The organism is Ruegeria sp. CG4 (assembly GCF_056537185.1).
The window spans coordinates 634,060-660,652 of record NZ_JBQFRB010000001.1; the positions used below are offsets into that span (position 1 = coordinate 634,060).

The following is a 26,593-nucleotide window of genomic DNA, read 5'->3' on the forward strand; positions in this document are numbered from 1 at the left end:
CTTGCGCGATTACGCAGGTTGCTTGCACCTTATGTGCCGGGTCTGATAAGGTGCATCCACAAGATATAGACTCCGCACAAAGAACGGGCAGTTTACGTGAGCGATACGCCAGAAACCCCTGAAAATATGGACGAAACCCCACCGGTACGCCCCGCTTATGACGGCCCGACGGTGTCCATCGAATCCGAGATGCGCACCTCGTACCTCGATTATGCGATGTCCGTCATCGTCAGCCGCGCAATCCCCGATCTGCGCGACGGGCTGAAACCGGTCCACCGGCGTATCCTCTATGCGATGCACGAGACGGGGAACACGCACGACAAGGCATACCGCAAGTCCGCGCGTCCTGTTGGCGATGTGATGGGTAAGTACCACCCGCACGGTGACAGCGCGATCTATGACGCGCTGGTGCGGATGGCGCAGGATTTTTCGATGTCGCTGCCGCTTCTGGATGGTCAGGGCAACTTTGGATCGATGGACGGCGACAACCCGGCGGCCATGCGGTACACCGAAGTCCGAATGGACAAACCTGCTGCGTCGCTGCTGGCCGATATCGAAAAAGAGACGGTCGATTTTCAGGACAACTACGACGGCAAGGACAAGGAACCGACTGTCCTGCCCGCGCGCTTCCCGAACATGCTGGTCAACGGTGCCGGCGGTATTGCCGTTGGTATGGCGACCAACATCCCGCCACATAATCTGGGCGAAGTGGTCGATGCCACGCTGGCGCTGATCGACGATCCGGACCTGACCTCCGAGCAACTTATCGAATACGTCCCCGGTCCCGATTTCCCGACCGGCGGCGTGATGCTGGGCCGCTCCGGTGCGCGCAAAGCCTATCTGGAAGGCCGCGGCAGCGTCATCATACGCGCCAAGACCCGCGTCGAGGAGATCCGCAAAGACCGTTACGCCATTGTCGTGGACGAGATTCCCTATCAGGTGAACAAAGCTGCGATGATCGAAAAGATCGCCGAAGCCGTGCGTGAGAAACGCATAGAAGGCGTTGCTCATGTACAGGACGAGTCCGACCGCAACGGTGTACGCGTGGTGGTCGAGCTGAAGCGCGATGCAACGCCTGAAGTGGTTCTGAACCAGCTTTACCGGTTCTCGCCGATGCAAACCTCGTTCGGCTGCAACATGCTGGCGCTGAACGGTGGCCGCCCCGAGCAGTTGACCCTGCGCCGCTTCCTGACCTCGTTCATCGACTTCCGCGAAGATGTTGTCGCCCGCCGCACGGCATACGACCTGCGCAAGGCCCGCGAACGCAGCCATATCCTGTGTGGTCTGGCAGTGGCCGTTTCGAACGTGGACGAGGTGGTCGCCACGATCCGCTCATCCGCCGACGCCGCCGAGGCGCGCGAGAAGCTGATGACCCGCCGCTGGCCCGCTGCCGAAATCGAGGGCTACCTGCGCCTGATCGACGACCCTCTGTCAAGAATGAACGACGACGGCACCTATAACCTGACCGAAGTTCAGGCCCGTGCCATCCTCGAACTGCGCTTGCAGCGTCTGACTCAACTGGGCGTCAAAGAGGTCACGGACGAGCTGGAGCAACTGGCCGCCAAGATCAAGGAATACCTGGATATTCTGTCCTCGCGCGAGCGCATCATGGGCATCATCGGCGATGAGTTGCGCGAAGTGCGTGACCAGTTCGCCGTTCCACGCCGTACCGAGATCGTCGACTGGTCCGGCGACATGGAAGACGAAGACCTGATCGAGCGTGAAGACATGGTCGTGACCGTCACTTCGGGCGGGTACATCAAACGCACGCCGCTGGCCGATTTCCGCGCCCAGAAACGCGGCGGCAAGGGTCTTTCGGGTATGCAGACCAAGGAAGAGGACGTGGTTACCACCCTCTTCGTGGCGAATACCCACACGCAGCTGCTGTTCTTCACCACCGACGGGATGGTCTACAAGCTCAAGACCTGGCGTTTGCCGCAGTCCGGGCGCACCGGCAAGGGCAAGGCTATCGTCAACATCCTGCCGATCCCGACCGGCATCTCCATCGCGGCTATCATGCCGGTGGATGTCCCAGATGAAGAATGGGAAAACCTGCAGATCGTATTCGCCACCAGCGCCGGGGATGTACGCCGCAATGCGCTGAGCGATTTCACCAACGTCAAGCGCAACGGTAAAATTGCGATGGACCTGCCGGAAGGCGTGGAACTGGTGAATGCGCGCATCTGTTCGGAAGATGACGACGTGATGCTTGTCACCAATTCCGGCCGCGCGATCCGGTTCCAGACCACGGCTGTCCGGGTTTTCAAGGGCCGCAAGTCGACGGGTGTACGCGGCATCAAGCTGACCAACGGCGACCGGGTCGTTTCAATGTCGGTCATCCGCCATTTCGAGGCGACCTCGGACGAGCGTGCCGCTTACCTCAAAATGCGTCGCCTGATGGCCGGTGTGACCGATGAGGCCGAGGCCGACGAGGATGAAGGCAACGCCGACAGCGTTCTGCCTCAGGAGCGGTATGCCGAGATGTCGGCGGCCGAAAACCTGATCCTGACCATCACGACAGGCGGTTCGGGCAAGCTGAGCTCCAGCCATGATTATCCGGTTCGCGGGCGCGGTGGCATGGGCGTTGCGGCCATGGACAAAGCCATGCGCGGTGGCGAACTGGTGGCTTCGTTCCCGGTTGAAATCGACGATCAGATCATGCTGGCCACATCCAAGGGCCAGTCGATCCGGGTGCCGGTCGATGGCATTTCCTTCCGCTCGCGTTCGGCAGGTGGCGTGAAGGTGTTCAACACCGGGAAAGGCGAAGAAGTCGTCAGCGTTGCCTGGATCGCCGATCAGGGCGACGAAGAGACTGAAGAGTAAATTCTACCGGGCCGCGCAGTCATTCTCTGCGCGGCCCGGCAGCAAAAAGCGTTTCTGTCTCGGTATCTTCCGACTAGAGTGACGCCATGTTCATCCTGATCGCCTGCCTGCTGCTTGTCACCGGTTTCCTCGGCTATCGCTACTGGTCCAAAAGGCAAACGCGGAACTCTCTGCTGGCGACTCCTTTGTCCGGTCACGAGCGTGCCGTGATCGCCGATCAGGTTCCGATGATCAGACGGCTCCCGGCCCGGTTTCGGACCACGCTGGAGGGCAAGGTCAACCTGTTCCTCGATCAGGTCGAGTTTTGTGGCTGTGACGGGCTGGACGTGACCGAGGAGATGCAGCTTTCGATCGCGACGCAGGCCTGTCTGCTCGTGGTGAACAGTGATCTTTGGTATGACAATCTGACCACGATCCTGATCTATCCCAGCGCTTTCAAATCCCGTCAGAGCCGACGCAGCGGTTACGTCGTGACCGAAAAAGAAATCGTCCGCACCGGTGAAAGCTGGGACCGCGGGCCGGTTATCCTGTCCTGGGCGCATAGCCGTCAGGGCGCGATGGATGACCGTGACGGGCAGAATGTCGTATTGCACGAATTCGCCCACCAGATAGACGACCTGTCAGGCGGCACAAACGGCGTTCCAGTCCTGAGCGAAGGTCAGAGCTTTGCCGAGTGGGAACGCGTCTTCCTTACCGCTTTTGACGCCCATGTTCACGCGGTCGAGGCCGGGCGTCGCACCGTTATCGACCCTTATGGCGCCACAGGGCACGAAGAATTCTTCGCAGTTTCAGTCGAGGTGTTTTTCGAACGGCCCCAAGCTCTGAAACACGAGGTGCCGGATGTATACGAACAGTTGTCCAAACTGTTTCGTCTGGACCCGGTGACGTGGGGTTGAACTGCGGCCCGGCTGCGAAACCCCGGGCGCAGTTCTTTCAACACAATCCGTAAATCGATCCGAACTTTTCTTCCAGATAAGTCAACAGCGGCTCTGGACCCGGCTCCAAACCACTGGCGCGGGCGATGATTTCCCGCGGCGCATACAGCCCGCCATGACGCTGCACATTTTCGCGCAGCCATCCGGTTGCACCCGATGTATCGCCCTTGGCAAGCTGCGCATCCAAACCCGGAACTGCGGCGCGCAAGGCCAGATGCAGACACCCTGCATAGACATTGCCCAGCGAATAGGTCGGGAAGTACCCAAACAGCCCGACCGACCAGTGCACGTCCTGCAAACATCCGTTCGAGGGCTTGTCGACCGCGTAACCGAAATCGGCCTTGAACCGGTCGTTCCAGGCAGCCTCCAAGTCACTCACCTGCAGATCACCTGCCATCAGCGCACGTTCCAGATCAAAGCGCAGCATGATGTGCAGATTGTACTGCACCTCATCCGCTTCGGTCCGAATGTACCCGTTGTGGACGCGGTTGACGGTTGCATAAAACGCCTCCGCATCGGGGATTCCAAAACCGCCGAAAACCTCGACCATCTGACCGAACAGCCAGCCCGTGAAGGCGCGCGAGCGGCCCAGCTGGTTCTCGTATATCCGGCTTTGGCTCTCATGCACGCCCATGGACACACCGCTGCCCAGCGGGGTCAGCAGATAGGCACTGTCAATGCCCTGTTCATACGCGGCGTGGCCAACCTCGTGAATCGTTGAGTAGAAACAATTGAACGGGTCGGTCTCGCTGGTCCGCGTCGTAATCCGCACATCCAGACCAGAGCCCGAGCTGAACGGATGTACCGCCTTGTCCACGCGGCCGTTGTTCAGGTCATAGCCGAAGACTACAGCCAACTGTTGCGACAGTTTCATCTGCGACGCTTCATCAAATCTTCCGCTCAGCGCAGCCGGTTCCGTCCGGTCCAGAACCGCAGCACGCAGGGCAACCAGCCGCGGGCGCATCTCATCAAAGATCGCGGCGATCTGGGCACCCGTCGTATATGGCTCATAATCCTCGACCATCGCGTCATAGATGGCGCCGCCCTGCGCAAGGGCCTCACCTTCCTGACGTTTCAGCGAGACGACCTCAGCCAGAACCGGAAGAAAGGCCGATACATCTTCATCAGCACGAGCCTGCGCCCATTTCCCCTGCGCCGCGGATGTCACACGGGCAATAGCCGTCGCCAGATCAGCCGGCACCTTGACCGCCCGTTCATAAGCACGGCGAATTTCGCGCAACTGGGCCTTGCCGATCTCGTCCTGAGGCGCGGCCTGATCCAGCCAATCGGCCACCCGCGGGTCAGACCGACGGGCATGCAGAACCGCCTCGATCGCCGCCATTTCCTCGGCCCGTTGAGGGGCAGCCCCACGCGGCATGACTGTTTCCTGATCCCAACCCAAACGCCCGGCAATCTGTCCCAGGGCCGAGGTTTCGCGCTGAAAAGCCATCAGGTCATTGAATGCAGTCATATAAGTCACGCTCCGCGTAGTGAAGTTGCGATGGGATAGGCCGTCAGGAAACGCGCACGCAGGATCAGCGTCCAAACCACAACGGCAATGAACTGATGGAATATGGCGATCTGCCATGGCGCCCCGTAGACCACCGTCAGGATTCCCACGACCACTTGCAGCGACAGGGCGGCAAAGGCCGCGTTGAATGCAAATCGGGTCTGGGGATGCGCGCTGGTTCCGCCACGACGCCAGACGACAACCGCAAACGCGAACAGAAGATAACCGGCGCAGCGATGGATGAACTGCACTAGACCCGGGCTTTCGAAGAAGTTCCGCCAGATCGGTTCCAACATTGTTGCATCAGGCGGCAGAAGCTGCCCGCCGATCAAAGGCCAGTCGGTATAAGAACGACCGGCGTCGATCCCCGCAACCAGAGCGCCAATGAGTATTTGCAAAAAGGCGAAATGCATCAGGCCGGTTGAGAGAGAGAACAGCTTTGCCTCTTTCGCGCGGCGGGCCTGCATCAGGTCGCGCTCCTCCCGGCCAAGCAGAAGGATGTACCAGGCGAGGAACCCGAGAATCACGAAGGCCAGCCCCAGATGTGTTGCCAGGCGATAGCTGGCGACGGCTGTCATTCCCTCGCCCTGGGTCACGCCCGAGGCGACCATCCACCAGCCAACTGCACCCTGAACGCCACCCAATGCGCCGGGGATCAGCAATCGTCCGGTCCAGCCGGTCGGTATCTTGCGCGTCACGAGGAAGCCCAGGAACCCGAGTGCCCAGACCAGACCGATCACGCGGCCCAACTGCCGATGACCCCATTCCCACCAGTAGATCGACTTGAAATCACCCAGCTCCATCCACTGGTTTTGAATGCGCCATTGATCGATCTGCTTGTATTTGTCGAACTCGGCCTGCCAGTCGGCCTCGGACATCGGCGGGATGGCTCCGGTAACAGGGCGCCATTCGGTGATCGACAATCCGCTGTCGGTCAGCCGCGTCAACCCGCCTACGGCGATCATGATCACGACCAGGGCAAACAGGCTCATCAACCAGACACGAATGGCCCCGCGCGCACCGCCCCGGCCCCGGTCGATCATCCCCGGCTGCACCGCCTTTTGTTTTTCGGTGTCCGAGACTTCTTCGAAGATGCTGCGCTTGCCGCTCATGCCGTCCTCATGCCTTTGATTTTCACGCAAGCTAGGGCTACCGGAGTGTAAGGTCCAGCCTCAGCCCTTTTCCTTCCAGCGGACCATCTGCCGCATGACACCGTGCAACATCTGCACATCTGCCCGTGTCATGTTCATCCGCGACCAAAGATTGCGCAGGTTCACCTTCATCCCATCGGCCTTCTCAGGCGGATAAAAGAAACCCGCGGTCTCAAGCCGGTCTTCGAAATGTTCGGCCAGTTTCTCAACCTCGATCCCTGTCGCCCAGTCGCCCTTGCCCAGATCGGTGGTCTCGTGCACCACGTCTCCTGTCTGGCGCATCCACTCGTAAGCGGTCAGCAGCACGCACTGACCGAGGTTCAGCGAGGCGTACTCAGGGTTCACAGGAACCGAAATGATGGCGTTTGCCTTCGCAATATCCTCATTCTCAAGCCCTGCGCGTTCCGGTCCGAACAGAACCGCAACCTTTTGACCGGCCGCAACTTTTTCGGCGGCCAGTTGCATGGCGCGCTCGGGGCTGTAAACCGGTTTGGTCAACCCGCGCTGACGGGCCGTGGTGGCAAAGACAAAGGTGCTGTCCTCAAGCGCTCCGGCCAGGTCGTCGAACAGCTGCGCCTCATCCAGCAGCCGCCCCGCGCCGCTGGACATGGCCACTGCCTTGGGGTTGGGCCAGCCGTCCCGGGGAGCCACGATACGCATCCGATCCAGACCGAAATTCCACATCGCGCGCGCGGCTGCGCCGATGTTTTCACCCATCTGCGGGCGCACAAGCACGAATGAGGGCTGGGATTTGTCGCTGGGCATGGCTTACTCCGAAAGTTCCGCCCGCTCTAATACCCTGTCACCGACGAGGCAAGCCAATCACCTTGTTCTGCTCTCAAATACCCGCTCGGCAGGCATAAAAGTTTGCTTCCCCCGCTCAATCCGCTAAACCCCGCCAAAGACAGAAATCCGAAGGACGCGCCAATGGACACCCCCGAGCAGCCGCAGATCTACCTGATCACACCGCCGGCCATCGAACTGAGCCGATTCCCTGAAAAACTGGCGCGCGTTCTGGACAGCACAGAAATCGCGTGCATCCGCTTGGCGCTGGCGGGCAATGACGAAGATGCAATCGCACGCGCGGCCGATGCCTGCCGTGAAGTGGCCCATGCGCGGGACGTGGCGCTGGTGATTTCAAACCACGTTCTGCTGGCGCAACGTTTGGGTCTGGACGGGGTGCATCTGGATGACGCCGCCCGTTCCGTGCGGTCCGCCCGTAAGGAACTGGGGGCAGATGCGATCGTCGGCAGCTTTTGCGGAGCTTCCAGCCATGACGGCATGACCGCCGGTGAAGCCGGGGCGGACTATGTCGCCTTCGGGCCGGTTGGAACAGACAAGCTTGGCGACGGCACGCGCGCCGAACAAGATCTGTTTCAGTGGTGGTCCGAGATGATCGAAGTCCCGGTAGTGGCCGAAGGCGGTCTGACGGCTGAGCTGATTGGCAGTCTGGCCCCATGCACCGACTTTTTTGGGATCGGCGACGAAATCTGGGCGGGTGATGATCCTGTCGCAGCGCTGACCACTTTGTTGGCGCCACTTTCCTAGAAAGGCAGGAAGGGCCGAACAAAGGTAAATGCCCCGAAGCCGGCAATCACGAGGGATAGCAGAACCGAAATTCGAAGCCTGAGCCGGATCGATCTGCGGGAAATCGCCAGTGCCAATGCAAACACCACGGCAGCGGCCAAGACCGGCACGGTCAACGCACCCAGACCAAAGCCCAGAACCGCCGGTGCCAGCCGATCCGGCGGTACTCCGATCGCCGTCAAAGCGAATGCCTGGCTCAAACCGATCAGACCACCCACCAGAGCAACGGTCAGCAAACGCAGAAAGCCCGGTCGCCGGACTGTAACGTTCCACACACCCAGCACCACGGTTGCTGCGGGCATGAGATACGGCAACCATGCTGAGGGCATCGTGACAAGCTGTAGCGTGCCCAATCCCAGACCAATCGATGTGGCCAGCGCGAAAGCAGAAAGCTGCCACAAGGCCGCCGACACCCAAAGGGCGTGCAGCACCAGCAGCAACGCAATCAGGATAACCGGCAGCCCCACTGTCGTGGCATACACGATTCCGTTGGAGAAATAGGCCTTCAGGGTTTGACCCGGGTCCAGACCGGCCCCACCCCGCAGCGGAATCAGAGGGCTTGCCTCGCCCGCCACAAGGTACCCGGTATAAGGCGCATCCACCCCCTGCTGCCTGAGGACCATCGGCCCGTGACCTTCCGGCCAGGTCAGCTGCAGGCTGGACGCGCCGGGCGGTAAAGCCCCGGCCAGCAGAACCCGTGAAATCCTTGGCACCTCAGGGTCTCCGGCCACAGGAACGCGGGAACCTTCGTAGGACAGCGTGACGGGTCCACCTGCCAACACGTTCATGGTCGGCGACCAGCCTTTAATGAACTGCTTTATGTGCGGCTCAAGTTCCGAAGACGCCAAGCGGCGAAGTCTTCTGTACTCACCTGAAACGGGCGACGGATCCGCCGAAGGGTTAATCCCGGCGACGAATGCCTCGGCATTCATGCTGATTTCCAGAAACAATGTGCCCTGATTGATCCGAAAATCCACCACTGTCGGTTTCGCCGTCTGAGCTGATGCGTTGCCGACTGCAATCCAGAAAACCAAAGGAACAACAAGAAGAAGAAGTACAGGGCGGGTTTTGAATAACGCTCTGACAATGCGGCTCATTTGCTGCAATCCAACATGAACATGAATACCGACAACATATCCTTCGATTGTTCTGCCGATAACGCGCGATGGCAAGCCAAAACGGCAGGCCGTGGCAGGAATTCCCGTTGGCGTTAACGTTCTGACTTGCACGGATCACGGGGCTGCGGCATGACAACGGCATGACTCAGACCAGTGAAATTTTGTGTATCGGGTCCGTCCTGTGGGACGTGATCGGACGATCCGCCAGCGTCATGCGTCAGGGCTCGGACGTTCCGGGGCGGATTACCCGACTGCCTGGTGGCGTGGCGATGAACATCGCAATGACGCTGGTCCGCTTTGGTATGACCCCAACCCTGTTGACCGCCGTTGGCCGTGATCCCGAAGGTGACGAGCTTGTGCACGCCTGTGCCCGCCTTGGCATGGTGACAGACCATATCTACCGCTCGCAGGATTTGCCGACAGACCGGTACATGGCGGTCGAAGGTGCAAACGGTCTGATTGCCGCAATCGCGGATGCCCACTCTCTCGAAGCCGCCGGGGCCAAGATCCTCCGGCCACTGATGCACGGGCCATTGGGGTACGAAAATACGCCGTTCGAAGGTCCGGTTGCGCTGGACGGGAACCTGACGCAAGACCTGCTGGAGGAGATCGCGCAAAGTCCGGCGTTCTCGCGCGCTGATCTGCGCGTTGCCCCGGCTTCACCCGGCAAGGCCGAGCGCCTTATACCTTTCCTCAAACACGCCCGCGCGACGCTTTACGTCAACCTCGAAGAGGCCGGTCTGCTGTGTCAGCGCGAGTTCGGGGATTCCGAAAGCGCTGCCCAGGGCCTGCTGGATCGGGGCGCGCTACGGGTTTTGGTAACGGATGGCGGCAACTCGGCCACTGTCGGCTCGGCCGATGGCATCCAGACCCAGAAACCCCCATCCGTTTTGGTCACGCGCGTGACCGGCGCGGGTGATACTTTCATGGCGGCCCATATTGCCGCTGAAGCAAATGGCGCAGATAGCGACGCGGCTCTGACCCGCGCTCTGCACGCCGCCGCAACTTATGTCTCCGGAGAAACCCCACTGTGATCGACATCCAATACTCAGCCGAGGTCCGCGCCGCCAAAGACGCAGGCCAGCCCATCGTTGCGCTTGAAAGCACAATCATCACCCACGGAATGCCCTACCCGCAGAACATCGAGGTCGCCGCGCAGGTCGAGCAGGATATTCGCGACGCAGGGGCGGTTCCCGCCACCATGGCGGTGATCAGGGGCAAACTGCATGTCGGGCTTGAACCTGACCAGTTGCAGAATCTGGGCAAGGCGCAGGGCGTCGCCAAAATCTCGCGCGCCGACATGGCCGCCTGTATCTCGACCGGCGGCACCGGCGCGACAACCGTTGCTGCGACGATGATCGCCGCTCATTACGCGGGGATCGAGGTTTTTGCCACCGGCGGCATCGGTGGCGTGCATCAGGGGGCTGAAACCTCGTTCGATATTTCCGCCGACCTGCATGAGCTTGCCCAGACACCGGTGACGGTCGTGGCCGCAGGTGCCAAGGCCATTCTGGATCTGGCCAAAACGCTCGAGGTTCTGGAAACACTGGGCGTTCCGGTGATTGCGCATGGTCAGGATGAATTCCCGGCCTTCTGGTCAGCCAAATCACCCTATGCCGCGCCTTTGCGCATGGACAGCCCGGAAGAGATCGCAAAGGCCCACTCAACCCGCCGCGCCCTTGGCCTGCCCGGGGGACAACTTGTTGCAAACCCGATCCCCGAGACCGACCAGATTCCGGCCGATGAACTGGCACCGATCATCGCATCAGCCCAATCCGACGCCGAGACACACCGGATCACGGGAAAAGGCGTCACCCCTTATCTTCTGCAGCGTATATTCGAGCAGACCAAGGGCCGATCCCTGACGGCCAATATCGCGCTTGTTCGCAACAACGCCCGCCTTGCCGCCGGCATCGCAAAGGCTTTGACCCGCAACACCGCCTGACACCGTCCCTATTGCACCATCACGCCAGACTGCTTAATTGCAGTCTGCAAACCGCTCGGAACTAAGATGAATACACCGTTTGACGAAGAACCGCATCGCCGCCCCGGCCTGTTTGCAGGCCTGCGGGCGTCGTTTCTGACGGGGATTGTCGTCATTGCGCCGGTCTGGCTTACAATCTGGCTGATCTGGTCCGTGGTGGGCTGGATCGACAGTGCGGTCCTGCCGCTGGTGCCGCAAAGGTTTCAGCCGCAGGAATATGTCGGCATCAACCTGCGCGGCGTCGGGGTCATCATCTTCCTGATCTTCACGGTGATCGTGGGCTGGGTGGCCAAGGGCATACTGGGACGTTCGCTGATCCTTTTTGCAGAACGCGTTGTTGATCGGATGCCTGTCGTCCGCTCGGTCTATTCCGGGATCAAGCAAATTTCCGAAACGGTTTTTGCCCAAACAGACCGCTCGTTCGAAAAGGCTTGCCTTATCCAGTATCCGCGCCGTGGTATCTGGGCGATCGGGTTCGTGTCCACCACCGCCAAAGGCGAGGTCAGCCGCCTTGCGGAGACCGGCGGCGAACTGCTCAGCGTGTTTGTTCCGACGACCCCGAACCCCACATCCGGGTTTCTGCTGTTTTTTCCGGCCGAAGACGTCATCCTGCTGGACATGACGATCGAGGATGCCGCGAAACTGGTGATCTCGGCAGGTCTTGTCTATCCAAACGAAAAAGACCCGACCCGCCCGCCAGAGTGATCAGCCAAACATCGCACGCAGATCTACTGTGCTACGCGCACCCAGATCGGTTTTGTGGGCTGACAGAAAGCCGTCCGCGGCTGCCCGGCCCGCCTTTTTCAGCTTGTGCAGGATCACCGGGTTGGGAACGGTCTTCGTGGCAACCGACAGACTGTTCATCAACTCATTGTCTGCGATCATGTGAACCAGAACCCGGCTCATCTCACCCGCCTTCAGTTTGCCCTCACGCAACAAGCGCTGCACAAAGTCAATCGCCCTGAGTTCGCGAAACAGGGATGAATTGAAGCTGATCTCGTTGATCCGGTTCTGAATCTGCTGTGGTGTCTTCGGAACCTCGTCCCGCTCAAGCGGGTTGATGTTCACGATGACCACATCATCCGGCAACTCGTCATTGAACAAAGGAAACAGCGCAGGATTTCCCGTAAAACCTCCGTCCCAATAGGCCTCGGTTCGCCCCGTTTTCGGATCGAATATCTCTACGGCCTTGAACAGCGTCGGCAGGCAGGCCGAGGCGAGTATGGCATCCGTCGATACATCTTCGCCCGTGAACACCCGGATCTTGCCACTGCGCACGCAGGTCGCACAGACAAACAGCTGCGGGCCTTCGTTCGCGCAAATCTCGCCGAAGTCAAAACGATCAACGACGGACTTCAACGGGTTCTGGTAAAACGGACCGTAGGCATAAGGCGAAACCATGCGCGACCACGCGTCGCCAATCGAATACGGAAGCGAATACTCCATGGCCTGCGCGATCTGGGCAGGCTCCAGCGCCTGCATCCAGTTGGCAATCCGCATGTCGCCAACCGCCCCCATGCGCTCCCATAATCCGTTCAGACACTCGCGCGCGCCTTCGCGCCCGGCCCGCACCATCCCGGACTTGAAAGCCGCCCCGTTTAACGCCCCTGCGGATGTGCCGGTAATCGCGGCAACCTCAATATCCTCTTCATCCAGCAACCGGTCCAGTACACCCCAGGTAAAGGCGCCATGTGCGCCGCCGCCCTGCAAAGCCAGATTGATCCGTTTCAAAAGCCCGCCCCTTCATCTTTTCCGAAATACTCCGGGGGTATAGGGGCCGCGCCCCCATGAAACACTACAGGGCAGTCCAACCGCCATCGACGGAAATCGTCGTCCCGGTAATCTGCGCCGCCGCATCCGAGCACAAAAACAAAGCCGTCCCGCCAAGTTGCTCGACCGAGGCAAACTCTTTCGAGGGCTGGCGTTCCAGCATCACGTTCTTGATCACGTCCTCGCGGCTCATGTTGTATTCTTTCATCGTGTCGGGGATTTGCGCCTCGACCAGCGGTGTCAGAACATAGCCCGGGCAAATGGCGTTGCAGGTGATCGGCTCCTGCGCCGTTTCCAGCGCAACTGACTTGGTCATGCCGACCACACCATGTTTGGCCGACACATAGGCCGCCTTGTAGGGCGACGCCGTCAGACCATGGGCCGACGCGATATTGACGATGCGCCCCCACCCGGCCTTTCGCATCATTGGCAAAGCTGCCGCCATCGTGTGAAAGGCCGAGTTCATGTTGATCGCGATGATCGCATCCCATTTGTCGACCGGGAACTGGTCGATCGGCGCGACGTGCTGAATGCCCGCATTATTGACAAGAATGTCGCAAGCCCCGGCCTTTTCGATCAGGGCCCGGCAATCATCCCCCTTGGACATGTCGGCCTGAATATATCGCGCGTGGGTTCCGGTCTCGTTCGAGATTTCAGCAGCCAGTGCATGGTCCTCATCCCGATCGGTGAACGAATTCAAAACCACGTTGGCGCCCGCCCTGGCCAGTTCGCGCGCAACGCCCAGCCCGATCCCCGAATTCGATCCCGTGATAATTGCCGTCTTTCCCGAAACGCTCATCGCCGCTCTCCTGCTGAGTCAGAATTTCCGACACAGTGCCATGCTGCACGTGCAAAGAAAACGGGGAAAGCTGGGGCCAATGCAACTCCTCGCGCACTGGCATCCTCATCACAAAAAAACGCCCGCACGAAGCGGGCGTTAAGTTATTGAGGCAGGTTTCATACAGGCAAGAAACCTATCGAGCAGTGCATCCTTTATAAGCAATTCTGCGCCTTCGTCCAAGCTAAAAGTTTGATAATAAGAAAAATCATGGCTACGGTGAATCCCAACAAAATAAGGCCAGAGCAGGATTGTTTCCAAAATGAGCCCCGATTTTTCACCCTCCCTTCGTTCAATACTGGTGGGAATCACCGGCATTTTTGCGACCACATTTGCCCATGCAGATTCGTCTCATGGCATAGCTATGTATGGCGATCCCGCCCTACCACCGGATTTTGTGTCTCTGCCTTACGTGAACCCGGATGCACCAAAAGGCGGAAAGGTCGTTTTCGGGAATACCGGCGGCTATAACAGTTTGAACCCGTTTGTGCAAAAAGGCACGTCACCCTGGCAACTGAGATTCTGGACCCATGAGAGCCTGATGGGCCGATCCTGGGACGAACCTTTCACTCTTTACGGGTTGTTAGCCGAATCAGTTGAGACGGCCGAGGACCGATCCTGGGTGGAATTCACGCTGCGCGAGAACGCCCGATTCTCGGACGGCAGCCCAGTCACCGTGGACGACGTGATGTGGTCCTATGAAACTCTGGGGACCGAAGGGCATCTCCGGTATCGCGGGTTGTGGTCCAAGATCGGCAGCATCGAACAGACCGGTCCACGCTCGGTCAGGATCACATTCAACGAACCCGACCGCGAACTGGCCCTGATTGCGGGCCTGCGCCCGATCCTTCAGAAGGCGCAATGGGACGGCAAGGATTTTGCCGACGCACAGTTGCACGATGTTCCAATCGGCTCGGGACCTTATGTCGTCGAGGACTATGAGGCCGGGCGCTTCGTAAACCTGCGCCGTAACCAGGACTACTGGGGCAGCGATGTTCCATTCCGCCGTGGCACCATGAACCTCGATGAAATGAGGATCGAGTTCTACGGCGATCAGACCGTGTTGTTCGAAGCGTTCAAGGCTGGGGAACTCTCCGCCATTCGGGAATTCAACGCCGACAAGTGGGACACGCAATACAGTTTCCCCGCCGCGCAGCGCGGAGACGTAGTCAAAACGGAAATCCCGCATGGCAAACCGTCGGGCATGACCGGCTTTGTGATGAACACGCGAAAGGCGCCATTCGATGACTGGCGCGTGCGCGAGGCGCTGACGCTGGCGTTCAACTTCGAATTCATCAACGACACTATCACCGGCGGTGCCCAGCCCCGGATCACCTCGTATTTCTCGGGCTCGGACCTGGCGATGCAACCCGGGCCGGCGACAGGCCGGGTCGCCGAGTTGCTGCAACCGTTTGCCGATGACCTTCTACCCGGAACGATTGAAGGCTACAGCCCACCACAAGGCGATGGCTCGGCGCGCAACCGCGCCAATATCCGAAAGGCCGCGAACCTGCTGTCCGAAGCGGGCTGGACCATTCAGGACGGTGTGCTGCGCAACCAGAATGGCGATGCTTTCGCCATGACCGTCTTGCTGCAGCAAGGCGACAGCGATATGGCCACCGCAGTCGAAATCTATTCCCGTGCACTGGAACGCCTTGGCATTCAGGTGACAACCGAAACGGTAGACAACGCGCAATACACCGGTCGCATCTCGGAACACGATTTCGATATGACGCCATTCCGAAGGGCCATGTCCCTGTCCCCCGGAAACGAGCAGCGCCTCTATTGGGGCAGCGATGGCGCGAACACGCCCGGGACCCGGAACCTGATGGGTGTCACTTCACCCGCGGTCGACGCGATGATCGATGCGATGCTGGCTTCGGAAACGCGGGAAGACTTTGTCGCGGCCACCCGCGCGCTTGACCGCACCCTGACCGCTGGCCGGTATGTCATTCCCATCTGGAACTTCGATGTCGGCCGTATCGCGCATGTGAAAGAGCTTAAGTACGCGCCAAACCTGCCCATTTACGGCGATGGCCCTCAATACATGCCCGAGGTCTGGTGGTATCAGGAATAATCTGCAGTGGGTGTACGCCGCTTCGGCCGCATTTGTGCGGCGAAACCCGCTTTACCAACGCCTCGTAACGCTCGTCTAACGTGTGCTGCCCCGGTCTTCTCGGATGGCGGTTGTCAGGGAATACTTCGGCGGAAAGTGGCACATGTCAAAACACCGCAGCATATGACTGCTTACGCGACGTTCGCCGCAATATGTTGTTGGACGTTCAAATTTCAGCGAAAATTGCTCCAATGGACACAAGAACCTTTACGGATCGGGTGCCGGGCATGTAACGTGTCATCAAATCGAACCTCAGTGAACCGTGCAAAAGTTGTTGAGTTTCGGTGATATAGTTGCGGGCGGTTCGCCCTGCCCTGGTGGTTCACGGACCGGCCGCCACTCACTCCGAAACGCAGGTCCGTGGCCCGTTGCGGACGTTCCGCAGCGGGCATTTTCCATTCCGGTCACCACATCCCCGGGTGCGACATTTTGTCATGCATGTATATACCCCGCCCCTACGTAACCTGATATCTGGGGGCCGGGCAGTCCTGTAGCACAAGAAACGGAAAGCTCGCTGATGATTATGAAATGGACAGAACTGACGCAGGACTGGAACGGATCCTTGGCGCGCGCTAAACGGCGCTTTCCGAACCTGCGTGATCAGGATGTCGCGCATTTCCGGCAAGACAGAAAACAGTTCGAGGCTTACCTAGCGGAACGGCACCACCTGACCGTGAACGAAGCCCGGGAAGAACTGGAGGATTTCCTGTTCACCGAAAGCCTGAATCGCGAATTCGATCAGACGTTACGCAAGTGACGTAACCCACAGGATCAACGCGTCTTCGTCACTGACCGAGACGACGTTGTGACCCATGCTTCCGTCGTAATAGGCGCTGTCGCCGCGGCGCATTTCGACAGGTTCATAATACTCGGTATAGAGCCGCACGACGCCTGTCAGAACGTACAGGAATTCCTCACCATCATGACGAACCCAGCCGTCGAACTCGTCCATCGAGCGGGCGCGTACGCGGGCCCGGTAAGGCAGCATTTGTTTCTTCGTCAGCGTTTCGGCCAGCAACTCATGCTCGTATGTCGTCGTGGCATGGGCCGCACCTTCCCCCATCCGTGTGACGGACATGCGTCCAATGACCTGATCGCGCTGGGGTGGCGTGAACAGTTGAGGCACTGAAATCCCCAGCCCCGTCGCGAGTTTCTTCAGGGCATCATAGGTCGGCGACATCTGACCGTTTTCGATCTTGCTGAGCGTTGAGCGCGCCAGACCGGCCTGGGTCGCCGCCTGTTCCAGCGTCCATTTGCGGGCCTTGCGCAATTCGCGCACGCGCGCGCCCAGATCCAATGGCTCGGGTTCGACATTTTCACCGGCATCGCGGGCGATACGGATCAGGGATTTCGGGTCCTGCGTTCTCATGGCACTTCTATAGGGCCGGGCCGCGCCGCTTGCAACGCGCCTTGCCCCGCGTTAGCCAGACGACATGCTGTCCATTTTTGATCAGGGTCCGCCTGCCCCTTGCCCCGCCCCGTTTAATCTCGCAGCGCACGTTCTGCGCCACGCAGAGCGGATTCCGGAAAAAACCGCGCTCTCCGTTCTGAATGAAACGGCGACCGAGGACTGGAGCTATCGGCAACTGCTGTCTGCCGTTTTGGGCACCGGTACAGGGTTGTTGCAGGCCGGGTTGAAACCCGGCGACATCGTTCTGATGCGCCTTGGGAATACCGTCGATTTCCCGATAGCCTACTTGGGGGCGATTGCCGTCGGTGTCGTTCCTGTTCCGACGTCATCGCAACTGACGGCGCCTGAAACGGCCCGCATGATTGACGACCTGTCTCCGGCCGCCATGCTGAAGGCACCGGATGTTGCCTGTGCCCCGCACCCCCGGCAGATCGATCTGGCAACGTTGCGTGCCATCCGTGATCTGCCGCCCGCCACCTTTGATCTCGGTAATCCGGATCGGCTGGCTTATGTGGTCTATACCTCGGGGACATCGGGCAAGCCGCGTGCGGTTGCGCATGCGCATCGCGCGATCTGGGCACGGCAAATGATGGTGGACGGATGGTATGGGCTGCGCCCCGAGGATCGGCTGTGTCATGCCGGTGCGTTCAACTGGACCTACACGCTGGGCACTGGCCTGATGGATCCGTGGACCATCGGGGCGACGGCGCTGATCCCCGAACCGGGAACCGATCCGGCAGCATTGCCCGAGTTGTTGCGGCGTCACGGGGCCACAATCTTTGCCGCAGCACCCGGCGTGTACCGAAAGATGATTCAACAGACAGACCGGCTCAGCCTGCCCCACCTGCGCCACGGACTGTGCGCAGGCGAAAAACTGTCGCGCCACCTGCACGAACGCTGGACCGAGGTGACGGGAACCGAACTTTACGAAGCCTACGGCATGTCCGAATGCTCGACCTTCATTTCCTCCAGCCCTGAAAACCCGGCCCGGGGCGAGGCGTTGGGCCAGCCGCAACCCGGTCGCAAGATCGCCATTCTGGGACCCGACGGCCCTGTTCCGCAGGGACAGGAAGGCACAATCGCGATCCACCGGTCCGACCCCGGCCTGATGCTGACCTATCTGAACGCCCCGGATGAGGCTCAGGCCCGCATGCAAGGTGACTGGTTCCTGACCGGAGATCAGGGCGCCATGGCGGTCGACGGGCAAATCACCTACCTGGGTCGCGACGATGATATGATGAATGCGGGCGGCTATCGGGTTTCGCCGGTCGAGGTCGAGGCGGTCTTGTCAAAATACCCCGGGATCACACAGGTCGGTGCCGCGGCGGTCGAGGTCAAGCAGGACACATTTGTGATAGCTGCCTTTTACACCGGCCCCGAAACTCTGGACGAGACGGCCTTGCGTGCCTATGTCCAGGACAACCTTGCGCGTTACAAACAGCCCCGCGCTTTCATACATCTGCCGGCGCTTCCCGCAGGCGGCAATGGGAAACTCCTGCGTCGCGCATTGCCGGCCTATTTCAAGGCACCGAACTCATGACCCAATCCGTCAAGCTTGATATTCTGTCCGATCCGATCTGCCCGTGGTGCTATATTGGCAAAACCCATCTGGACAAAGCGCTGGCCGCCATACCGGACCATCCTTTCGTGATCGAATGGCATCCGTTTCAACTGAACCCCGACATGCCGGACGCGGGAATGGACCGCCGAGAATACCTTGAGCGCAAGTTTGGCGGCAAGGATGGTGCCGTGCAGGCCTATGCGCCCGTGGTCGAACACGCCGAAAATGCTGGCCTGAAAATCGATTTCGAGGGCATGAAACGCACGCCCAACACACTTGATGCGCACCGGCTGATCCATTGGGCCGGGATTGAAGGCAAGCAGGACTCGGTGGTCGACGCCTTGTTCGATGCTTATTTTGTGCAGGCACGCGATATCGGCGACCATGAGGTGCTTGCCGACATCGCCGACAGTCAGGGTATGGACGCGGCCGTTGTTATGAAACTGCTGAAATCCGACGCGGACCGGGACGATATCCGCAACCGCGATACGCACTCACGGGAAATGGGTGTTGGGTCAGTACCGACCTTCATCGTGGCCAACAAACACGCAGTTCCTGGCGCCCAGCAGCCGGAAATGTGGGAAAAAGTCATCCGCGAAATCATGTCTCAACTTGAGGCTTCCCCTGCAAATTAGCACATAGTCCTGTGCGTTTGCGCTATAGCGCCGCCTGATTTGCCGTGATAGCGCAAGCAGGTAAGGAGTTCCCCATGACCAATCGCATGTCGCGGGGCGAGTTCATTGCGTTGATAGCAATGATGTTCGCCACGATCGCGTTCTCTATCGACTCGATGCTGCCTGCCCTGCCCGAAATCGGCGCAGAGCTCAGCCCTGATGATGTGAACCGGGCGCAACTGATCCTGACATCCTTCGTTCTGGGCATGGGGCTTGGCACATTTTTCACCGGCCCGATCTCGGACGCGCTGGGGCGCAAGCCCGTCATCTTTGGCGGTGCAGTGCTTTATATCGTGGCGTCCGCTGTTGCCTGGGCAAGTTCCTCGCTTGAACTGGTTCTGGCCGCGCGTGTTCTTCAGGGACTTGGTGCCGCCGGTCCCCGCGTGGTGGCCATGGCCATTATCCGCGACCTCTATTCCGGGCGGGAGATGGCCCGGATCATTTCGATCGCGATGATGATATTTACGCTTGTTCCCGCGATTGCGCCGATGCTGGGCGCAGGCGTTATAGCCCTTTTCGGCTGGCGCGGGATTTTCGTATCCTTCATCCTGTTCGCCCTGATTGTTGTGACGTGGATGGGAAAACGGTTGCCAGAATCGTTGGCCCGCGAAGACCGTCGCCCGTTTCGAATGCCGCTGCTGGTAGCGGCCACGCACGAGATGATGTCACACCCAACGGTGCGCCTTTCGATATTGGTTCAGACCCTGTGCATGGGCATTCTGTTCACCATGCTGACCATGGTGCAGCCGGTCTATGACGTGATCCATGACAGTGCGGACAGTTTCCCATTCTGGTTCGGGTTTGTCGCGCTGATGTCTGGTTCGGCCAGCCTGTTGAACGCCGCGATTGTCGTCCGCGTTGGTATGCGGCGCGTGGTGACATGGGCGCTTGGGGCACAGATTCTGATCACGTCCTGCGTCATATTTCTGAATATGGCGAACCTGACGCCCGCCGCCTCATTCGCGGTGTTTGTTTTCTGGCAGACCACCATCTTCTTCATGGCTGGCGTCACTTTGGGCAATTTGAATGCCATCGCGATGGAACCGATGGGCCACATCGCAGGCATGGCGGCATCTGTGATCGGGTCGATCTCGACCGTTCTGGCCGCAGCCATCGCAGCGCCTGTGGGCCTCTTGTTCGATGGCTCAGTGACACCGCTGACAACGGGCATCCTTGCCATGTGCGTCATGGCTTTCGGCGTGATGGTTCACATGGGTCGCGTCGAAAACAGATTACTGGCCTGAGCCTGTGCAAATGCCCTGAATCACGTTAAGCTTTCCGCGATTTTCGGGGGAGTTTTCTATGAGTGATTACTATGATCTGGGCACATACTCTTGCCCCGTCACCACATCATCGGAAAAGGCGCAGCTGTGGTTCGACCGAGGTCTGATCTGGACCTACGGCTACAACCATACAGAGGCCCTGGCCTGTTTCCAGCGCGCGGCGGAACATGATCCGGACTGCGCCATGGCGCATTGGGGCGTGGCTTACGCAGCCGGACCAAACTACAACCTGCCGTGGGAATTGCTGGACGATCAGGGACAAGAGAAGGCATTGGCCGAGGCTTATGACGCCACCCAAAAAGCACTGGCGCTGGCTGAATGGTGCACTCCGGTTGAAAAGGCGCTCATCCGCGCCCTGCCCGCCCGCTATCCTCAGCGCGAGCCGATCGCGGATATGCACGACTGGGACCACGATTTTGCGGACGCGATGCGCGCGGTTTTTGCGGCTTTTCCCGATCACCTTGATCTGCGCACCATATTTGTCGAGGCGTTGCTGAACCTGACCCCCTGGAAAATGTGGGATCTGGAAACCGGAAAACCCGCCGACGGCGCCGCCACCCTTGAAGCGCAGAATACCCTGGAATGGGCCATGGGGAACGACCCGGCCGCCATGTCGCATCCGGGGCTTTTGCACTTGTATGTGCACCTGATGGAGATGTCGCCCACTCCTGAAAAAGCACTGAAAGCCGGGGACGTGTTGCGCACTCTGGTGCCGGACGCAGGTCATCTGGTGCACATGCCCACCCATATCGATGTCCAGTGCGGCCACTACCAGAACGTCACCCATTGGAACGAAAAAGCCACCGAAGCAGATTTGAAGTATTACGAACGCGAAGGTCCGTTCAACATCTACACCGGTTACCGTCAGCACAACTATCACTTCACCATCTACGGCGCGCTGTTTATGGGCCAGATGGAACCGGCCCTGCGTGCCAATCAGGGCATCTGGGACACCACGCCCGAGGAAATGCTGCGCATCGAAAGCCCGCCGATGGCGGACTATTTCGAAAGCTACATGTCCATGGGGCCGCATATCCTTATCCGTTTTGGCCGTTGGGACGAAGCCAAGGCTCTGGAACTGCCCGAAGACCCGGATCTCTACTGCACATTGACCGCGACCACGCACTACGCCCGTGCCATCGCATTTGCAGCGACGGATCAGGTGGCCGAGGCCGAAGCGGAAGAACAGAGGTTTCTTGCCGCCCGGGGCCGCGTCCCCGAAACCCGGCGACTGCACAATAATCGTGTCGTCGACCTGCTGGATATTGCAGCTGAGATGCTGCGGGGCGAAATCGAATACCGTAAGGGAAACTACGACACGGCCTATGCACACCTGCGCCGCTCGGTCGAATTGGATGACACTTTGCCTTATGACGAACCCTGGGGCTGGATGCAGCCAACCCGCCACGCGCTCGGGGCCTTGCTGTTTGAACAGGGCCACGTTGCCGAGGCCGAAGCTGTCTACCGCGAGGATCTAGGACTGGGCGGCTCGCTCAGCCGTGCGTCGATCCATCCCGACAATGTCTGGAGCCTAAGGGGGCTATACGATTGCCTGAAATCCCGAGGTGACTCCATTGAAATCAGGCAGATCAAACAAAGACTGGATCTGGCTCTGGCCCGTGCAGACCGCGCGGTCGCCGCTTCGTGCTTCTGCGCCCAGTCCGCAATGAAAGCCGCCGAATGAGACTGCTCCCTGCCCTGATGCTTTTGGCCGCCGGTCTTCCCGTTCAGGCCGAACGCATGACGTTTACCCCGGTCGACCAGGCCGAACGTGACCCGACATTGGTGACGTTCCGCGCCAACCTGCTGGCCAACATCGCAGCCCGCGATACCGAAGCGGTTGTGGCGGTGGCCTGCCCGGACATCTATCTCAGCCACGGCGGCAATGGCGGCCCCCGGGAACTCAGGGAAAACCTGACACTTCCTGCCGACACCCTGGCCGAGGAATACCGAGATCAGGCCGACGAGATGCGCGAAGCCTACTGGTCCGCCCTCGAGGAAACCCTCGCCGCGCCCGGTTATTTTGACGATCTGGGCGAATTCTGGATGCCGTATCAGTGGAAGATCGGCCTGCCTGCATCCGTCGACCCGTTCAACGCCTATTTTGTGAATGGCTCCGGGGTGTCACTGCGGGTGGGCGCAGACCGGACCGCTGACATCGTCGATCTGATCAGCCATGAGGTCGTGCTGATTAGCGAATACGATCCTGACGCCGAATACCAGAAGGTCATGCTGACCGACGGCGCGCGAGGCTTCATGCACCGCGACTACCTCTGGCCTATGACCGGTCATCGCGCGGCGCTGGTAAAATCCGACCAGGGGAAATGGCAGTTGTGCACCTTCGTGGGCGGTGACTGAGCGCGACGCTCAGACCTTGGCCTTGTTCTTCACGGCAACCACCTTCTCGGCCAGATCGCGGGCAATGGCAAACGCGCCCTTAATCTTGTCGCTGTCTTTCTTCCAATCCCTGCGCACAACAATCTTGTTGTCCTTGACCTTCGCCAGTCCGCGCTGGTTCTGAATGAAATCGACCAATCCCTGAGGCGAGGCGAACTTGTCGTTGTGGAACTGGATCGTCGCGCCCTTCGGTCCGCCATCCAGTTTGGCGATCCCCGCCCGCTTGCACATCGCCTTGATGCGCACGACCAGCATCAGGGTGTTCACCTCTTTCGGGAGAGTGCCAAAGCGGTCGATCAGTTCGGCTGCAAACCCTTCCAACTCGACCTTGGTCGAGAGCGACGAGAGGCGGCGATACAAGCCCAGCCGTACATCCAGATCCGGCACGTATTCTTCGGGGATCAGGACCGGCACACCCAGATTGATCTGCGGAGCCCATTGATCGTCGGCATCCGACAGTCCTTCCATCTCGCCCGCCTTGATCTTGGCAATCGCCTCTTCCAGCATCGACTGATACAGTTCATAGCCCACATCGCGCATCTGGCCGGACTGCTCCTCGCCCAGCAGGTTGCCTGCACCACGAATGTCCAGATCCTGGCTGGCAAGGGTGAAACCTGCGCCAAGCGTATCCAGCGAACCCAGAACGCGCAGGCGTTTTTCAGCCGTGGCGGTCAGCTTCTGGCGTGGCTTGGTGGTCAGATAAGCATAGGCGCGGGCCTTCGAACGCCCGACCCGGCCGCGTATCTGATACAACTGCGAAAGGCCGAACATATCCGCGCGGTGCACGACCATGGTGTTTGCGGTCGGAATATCCAGACCGCTTTCCACAATCGTCGTGGCCAACAGCACATCGTATTTGCCGTCATAGAACGCATTCATCCGGTCATCGAGCTCGCCAGCCGCCATTTGGCCATGAGCGATGACATAAGTCAGTTCCGGCAGCTGTTCTTTCAGGAATTCCTCGATCTCGCGTAGATCGGATATTCGCGGCACCACATAGAAGCTCTGCCCACCCCGATAATGTTCGCGCAACAGCGCCTCGCGGACAGTGACCGCATCGAATTCGCTGACATAGGTACGGATGGCCAGACGGTCGATAGGTGGGGTGCCGATGATCGAAAGATCGCGTACGCCCGTCAGCGACAGTTGCAAAGTACGCGGGATCGGCGTGGCTGTCAGGGTCAGCACGTGAATATCCGAGCGCAATTGTTTCAGACGCTCTTTATGCGCCACTCCGAAATGCTGTTCCTCGTCGATAATCAGGAGGCCCAGATTGTTGAACCGAATACCCTTGGCCAGCAACGCATGGGTACCGACCACGATATCAATCGTTCCCCGCGCCAGTCCGTCCCGGGTCTGCTGCGCCTCTTTGGCCGAAACAAAGCGTGAGAGCTGCCGGACCTCCAGGGGGAACCCTCTGAAACGGTCCCTGAAGCTGGCAGCGTGCTGGCGGGCCAGCAGCGTCGTGGGCGCAACAACCGCCACCTGAACACCGGACATGGCAGCGACAAATGCCGCGCGCATGGCAACCTCGGTCTTGCCAAAACCCACATCGCCGCAGATTAGGCGGTCCATCGGCGCGCCTGAATGCATGTCCTCCATCACCTCGGCAATGGCGCGCAACTGGTCGTCGGTTTCCTGATAGGGGAAACGGGCGCTGAACTCCTCCCACGCATGCGGCGGCGGGTCCATGACCGGAGCCTTGCGCAGGGCGCGTTCGGCGGCGATACGGATCAGCTTGTCCGCCATTTCGCGAATGCGCTCTTTCAGTTTGGCTTTCTTGGCCTGCCAGGCGCCACCGCCCAAACGGTCCAGCAGACCTTCTTCGTGACCGTATTTTGACAGCAACTCAATGTTTTCAACCGGCAGATACAGTTTGGACTGTTCCGCGTATTCCAGCAGAAGGCATTCGTGCGCGGCCCCAGCTGCCGTCACCACTTCCATCCCCATGTAGCGACCGATGCCATGGTCGACATGAACAACAAGATCACCGGGGCTGAGCGATTGGGTCTCGGTCAGGAAATTCTCGGCCTTGCGGCGTTTTCTTGGCTGCCGGATCAAGCGGTCGCCCAGAACATCCTGTTCTGCAATCACCGTCAAACCGGGGGTTTCGAACCCGTGCTCCAGCGCCCAGACAGCCAGGTACAACCCGCGCTTGCCGATGCGAGTGCCGTCCTTCACCGGGATCGCCTCGGCCAGACCTTCATCCTCGATCAGACCGGTCAGGCGTTCGCGGGCACCTTCGGAATAGGACGCGATCAGAACTGGCCCCTTGGCCAGTTTGTCGGTGATGTGACTGGCCAGTGCGCCAAACAGGCTGATGTTCTCCTGCTGTCGTTCGGGGGCGAAATTGCGCCCGATCCGGCCACCTGCGTCGATCACGCCCGGTCCGCTTGCCTGCGGCAACGGGCTGAACTGCATCACGCGCCGGTCTGCAACAGCCTGTTCCCAGGCCCCGTCATCCAAGTACAGCAAGGCTGGCGGAGTTGGCTTGTAGACCGTGTCCATGCGCGACCGGTTTTCCAGCGCCAGCCTGCGGGTTTCATACTGATCAGCAATACTGTCCCACCGGGCCAGCCGCGCGGGCGTTACCTGATCATCCAGCAGGATCGTCGCACCGGACAGATAATCGAACAGTGTCTCCAGCCGGTCATGGAAGAAAGGCAACCAGTGCTCCATCCCCTGATGCTTGCGCCCGGCGCTGACCGCTTCGTAAAGCGGGTCGTCCGTACCTGCGGCGCCGAACTCAATACGATAGTTCTGACGGAACCGGGTGATCGCGGCCTCGTCCAGAATGACTTCAGATACCGGGGCCAGTTCGACAATTTGCAGTTTCTCGGTGGTGCGTTGCGATACCGGGTCGAACCGGCGGGCACCGTCCAGCACATCGCCAAACAGGTCCAGACGAACGGGGCCGGATTCACCGGGTGGGAATATGTCGATGATCCCGCCCCGGACGGCATAGTCGCCGGGCTCCATTACAGTGGGGCTTTGGGTGAACCCCATGCGAACCAGAAAATTGCGCAATGCGTCTTCGTCAATGCGATGCCCGACCCGCGCGGTAAAGGCCGCTTCACGCAGGACCTCACGGGCCGGCACGCGCTGGGTTGCGGCATTCAGGGTCGTCAACAGCACGAATTGCTGCGGCATCTGATGCACCAGCGCCGCCAGGGTCGCCACCCGTGTGGCCGAAATATCGGCGTTGGGCGAAACCCGATCGTAAGGCAGGCAATCCCAGCCGGGAAACACAAAGACCGGCATTTCCGGCGCAAAAAAGGCCAGCGCGGCCCGCATCGCCTCCATCCGCTTGTCATCACGTGCGACATGGGCCACCGGACCGCCGGTCCGCGAAATCTCTTTCAGAACAAGCTGCGCGTCAAACCCTTCGGGGGCTCCGCCAACTGTTACGTGGTCCGCAGCCTTCATCGCCTCGCC

General features: G+C 59.8%; 21 protein-coding genes. 13 read left to right on the forward strand and 8 right to left on the reverse strand.

Annotation, left to right across the window (positions count from 1 at the left end):
- Positions 1 to 126 precede the first annotated feature (126 nt).
- Together gyrA and ACR0J2_RS03140 are read left to right on the forward strand one after the other, a co-directional pair.
- Positions 127 to 2,823: a DNA gyrase subunit A gene (gyrA, locus tag ACR0J2_RS03135; protein ID WP_480811634.1), complete on the forward strand. Its 2,697-nt coding sequence runs from the start codon at positions 127 to 129 to the stop codon at positions 2,821 to 2,823.
- Positions 2,824 to 2,909: 86 nt separating this feature from the next.
- Complete coding sequence (locus tag ACR0J2_RS03140) at positions 2,910 to 3,719, forward strand: M90 family metallopeptidase (protein WP_480811635.1); 810 nt, start codon at positions 2,910 to 2,912, stop codon at positions 3,717 to 3,719.
- A 37-nt stretch (positions 3,720 to 3,756) separates the two neighbouring features.
- Here the strand turns inward: ACR0J2_RS03140 and ACR0J2_RS03145 are convergent, their stop codons facing one another.
- From ACR0J2_RS03145 to ACR0J2_RS03155, 3 genes are read right to left on the reverse strand one after another with little or no spacing between them, the layout of a single operon-like run.
- Entirely contained in the window at positions 3,757 to 5,229 is a 1,473-nt protein-coding gene (locus tag ACR0J2_RS03145) for a carboxypeptidase M32 (protein ID WP_480811636.1), read from the reverse strand.
- Positions 5,230 to 5,234: 5 nt separating this feature from the next.
- A complete protein-coding gene (gene ctaA, locus ACR0J2_RS03150) occupies positions 5,235 to 6,380 on the reverse strand; it encodes a heme A synthase (RefSeq protein ID WP_480811637.1) in 1,146 nt (381 codons plus the stop codon).
- 60 nt (positions 6,381 to 6,440) lie between these two features.
- Positions 6,441 to 7,184 (reverse strand): RNA methyltransferase, encoded by a 744-nt coding sequence (locus ACR0J2_RS03155; protein WP_170610821.1) that lies wholly within the window; start codon positions 7,182 to 7,184, stop codon positions 6,441 to 6,443.
- 162 nt (positions 7,185 to 7,346) lie between these two features.
- Between ACR0J2_RS03155 and ACR0J2_RS03160 the strand changes: the two genes are divergently transcribed.
- Complete coding sequence (locus ACR0J2_RS03160; RefSeq protein WP_170610818.1) at positions 7,347 to 7,967, forward strand: thiamine phosphate synthase; 621 nt, start codon at positions 7,347 to 7,349, stop codon at positions 7,965 to 7,967.
- Here the strand turns inward: ACR0J2_RS03160 and ACR0J2_RS03165 are convergent.
- Entirely contained in the window at positions 7,964 to 9,103 is a 1,140-nt protein-coding gene (locus ACR0J2_RS03165) for a HupE/UreJ family protein (protein WP_480811638.1), read from the reverse strand. The two genes, ACR0J2_RS03160 and ACR0J2_RS03165, sit on opposite strands and share 4 nt — an antisense overlap.
- A 161-nt stretch (positions 9,104 to 9,264) precedes the next feature.
- On the opposite strand from ACR0J2_RS03165, the gene ACR0J2_RS03170 reads away from it, so the two are divergent.
- The 3 genes from ACR0J2_RS03170 to ACR0J2_RS03180 all read left to right on the forward strand — a co-directional run bounded on the left by ACR0J2_RS03170 (position 9,265) and on the right by ACR0J2_RS03180 (position 11,813).
- A complete protein-coding gene (locus ACR0J2_RS03170; protein ID WP_480811639.1) occupies positions 9,265 to 10,158 on the forward strand; it encodes a PfkB family carbohydrate kinase in 894 nt (297 codons plus the stop codon).
- Complete coding sequence (locus ACR0J2_RS03175; protein ID WP_480811640.1) at positions 10,155 to 11,069, forward strand: pseudouridine-5'-phosphate glycosidase; 915 nt, start codon at positions 10,155 to 10,157, stop codon at positions 11,067 to 11,069. The genes ACR0J2_RS03170 and ACR0J2_RS03175 overlap by 4 nt, the downstream gene beginning before the upstream one ends.
- Before the next feature lie 66 nt (positions 11,070 to 11,135).
- Positions 11,136 to 11,813, forward strand: coding sequence for a DUF502 domain-containing protein (locus ACR0J2_RS03180; RefSeq protein WP_170610807.1), 678 nt, complete (start codon positions 11,136 to 11,138; stop codon positions 11,811 to 11,813).
- Here the strand turns inward: ACR0J2_RS03180 and ACR0J2_RS03185 are convergent, their stop codons facing one another.
- Positions 11,814 to 12,839 carry a patatin-like phospholipase family protein gene (locus ACR0J2_RS03185; protein ID WP_480811641.1) on the reverse strand — a complete coding sequence of 342 codons (1,026 nt, stop codon included), beginning with the start codon at positions 12,837 to 12,839 and terminating at the stop codon, positions 11,814 to 11,816.
- A 64-nt stretch (positions 12,840 to 12,903) separates the two neighbouring features.
- Entirely contained in the window at positions 12,904 to 13,677 is a 774-nt protein-coding gene (locus ACR0J2_RS03190; protein WP_480811642.1) for a 3-hydroxybutyrate dehydrogenase, read from the reverse strand.
- A gap of 301 nt (positions 13,678 to 13,978) precedes the next feature.
- Between ACR0J2_RS03190 and ACR0J2_RS03195 the strand changes: the two genes are divergently transcribed.
- Together ACR0J2_RS03195 and ACR0J2_RS03200 are read left to right on the forward strand one after the other, a co-directional pair.
- Positions 13,979 to 15,793 (forward strand): extracellular solute-binding protein, encoded by a 1,815-nt coding sequence (locus tag ACR0J2_RS03195; RefSeq protein ID WP_480811643.1) that lies wholly within the window; start codon positions 13,979 to 13,981, stop codon positions 15,791 to 15,793.
- 562 nt (positions 15,794 to 16,355) lie between these two features.
- Positions 16,356 to 16,589, forward strand: a complete 234-nt coding sequence (locus tag ACR0J2_RS03200; RefSeq protein ID WP_321252695.1) for a hypothetical protein — start codon at positions 16,356 to 16,358, stop codon at positions 16,587 to 16,589.
- Here ACR0J2_RS03200 and ACR0J2_RS03205 read toward each other — a convergent pair.
- The gene (locus ACR0J2_RS03205; protein ID WP_170610796.1) at positions 16,578 to 17,201 is read right to left on the reverse strand and encodes an XRE family transcriptional regulator; all 624 of its coding nucleotides are present in this window, start codon (positions 17,199 to 17,201) and stop codon (positions 16,578 to 16,580) included. The two genes, ACR0J2_RS03200 and ACR0J2_RS03205, sit on opposite strands and share 12 nt — an antisense overlap.
- Before the next feature lie 64 nt (positions 17,202 to 17,265).
- Between ACR0J2_RS03205 and ACR0J2_RS03210 the strand changes: the two genes are divergently transcribed.
- From ACR0J2_RS03210 to ACR0J2_RS03230, 5 genes are all read left to right on the forward strand, one after another.
- Positions 17,266 to 18,783 (forward strand): class I adenylate-forming enzyme family protein, encoded by a 1,518-nt coding sequence (locus tag ACR0J2_RS03210; RefSeq protein ID WP_480811644.1) that lies wholly within the window; start codon positions 17,266 to 17,268, stop codon positions 18,781 to 18,783.
- Complete coding sequence (locus ACR0J2_RS03215) at positions 18,780 to 19,439, forward strand: DsbA family oxidoreductase (protein WP_480811645.1); 660 nt, start codon at positions 18,780 to 18,782, stop codon at positions 19,437 to 19,439. The genes ACR0J2_RS03210 and ACR0J2_RS03215 overlap by 4 nt, the downstream gene beginning before the upstream one ends.
- 74 nt (positions 19,440 to 19,513) lie before the next feature.
- A complete protein-coding gene (locus ACR0J2_RS03220) occupies positions 19,514 to 20,722 on the forward strand; it encodes an MFS transporter (RefSeq protein WP_480811646.1) in 1,209 nt (402 codons plus the stop codon).
- A 58-nt stretch (positions 20,723 to 20,780) separates the two neighbouring features.
- Complete coding sequence (locus ACR0J2_RS03225) at positions 20,781 to 22,445, forward strand: tetratricopeptide repeat protein (protein ID WP_480811647.1); 1,665 nt, start codon at positions 20,781 to 20,783, stop codon at positions 22,443 to 22,445.
- Complete coding sequence (locus ACR0J2_RS03230; protein ID WP_480811648.1) at positions 22,442 to 23,119, forward strand: SH3 domain-containing protein; 678 nt, start codon at positions 22,442 to 22,444, stop codon at positions 23,117 to 23,119. The genes ACR0J2_RS03225 and ACR0J2_RS03230 overlap by 4 nt, the downstream gene beginning before the upstream one ends.
- A gap of 9 nt (positions 23,120 to 23,128) precedes the next feature.
- Here the strand turns inward: ACR0J2_RS03230 and mfd are convergent, their stop codons facing one another.
- On the reverse strand, positions 23,129 to 26,584 hold the full coding sequence (mfd, locus tag ACR0J2_RS03235) for a transcription-repair coupling factor (RefSeq protein ID WP_480811649.1): 3,456 nt from the start codon (positions 26,582 to 26,584) through the stop codon (positions 23,129 to 23,131).
- Between the last annotated feature and the right edge of the window lie 9 nt (positions 26,585 to 26,593).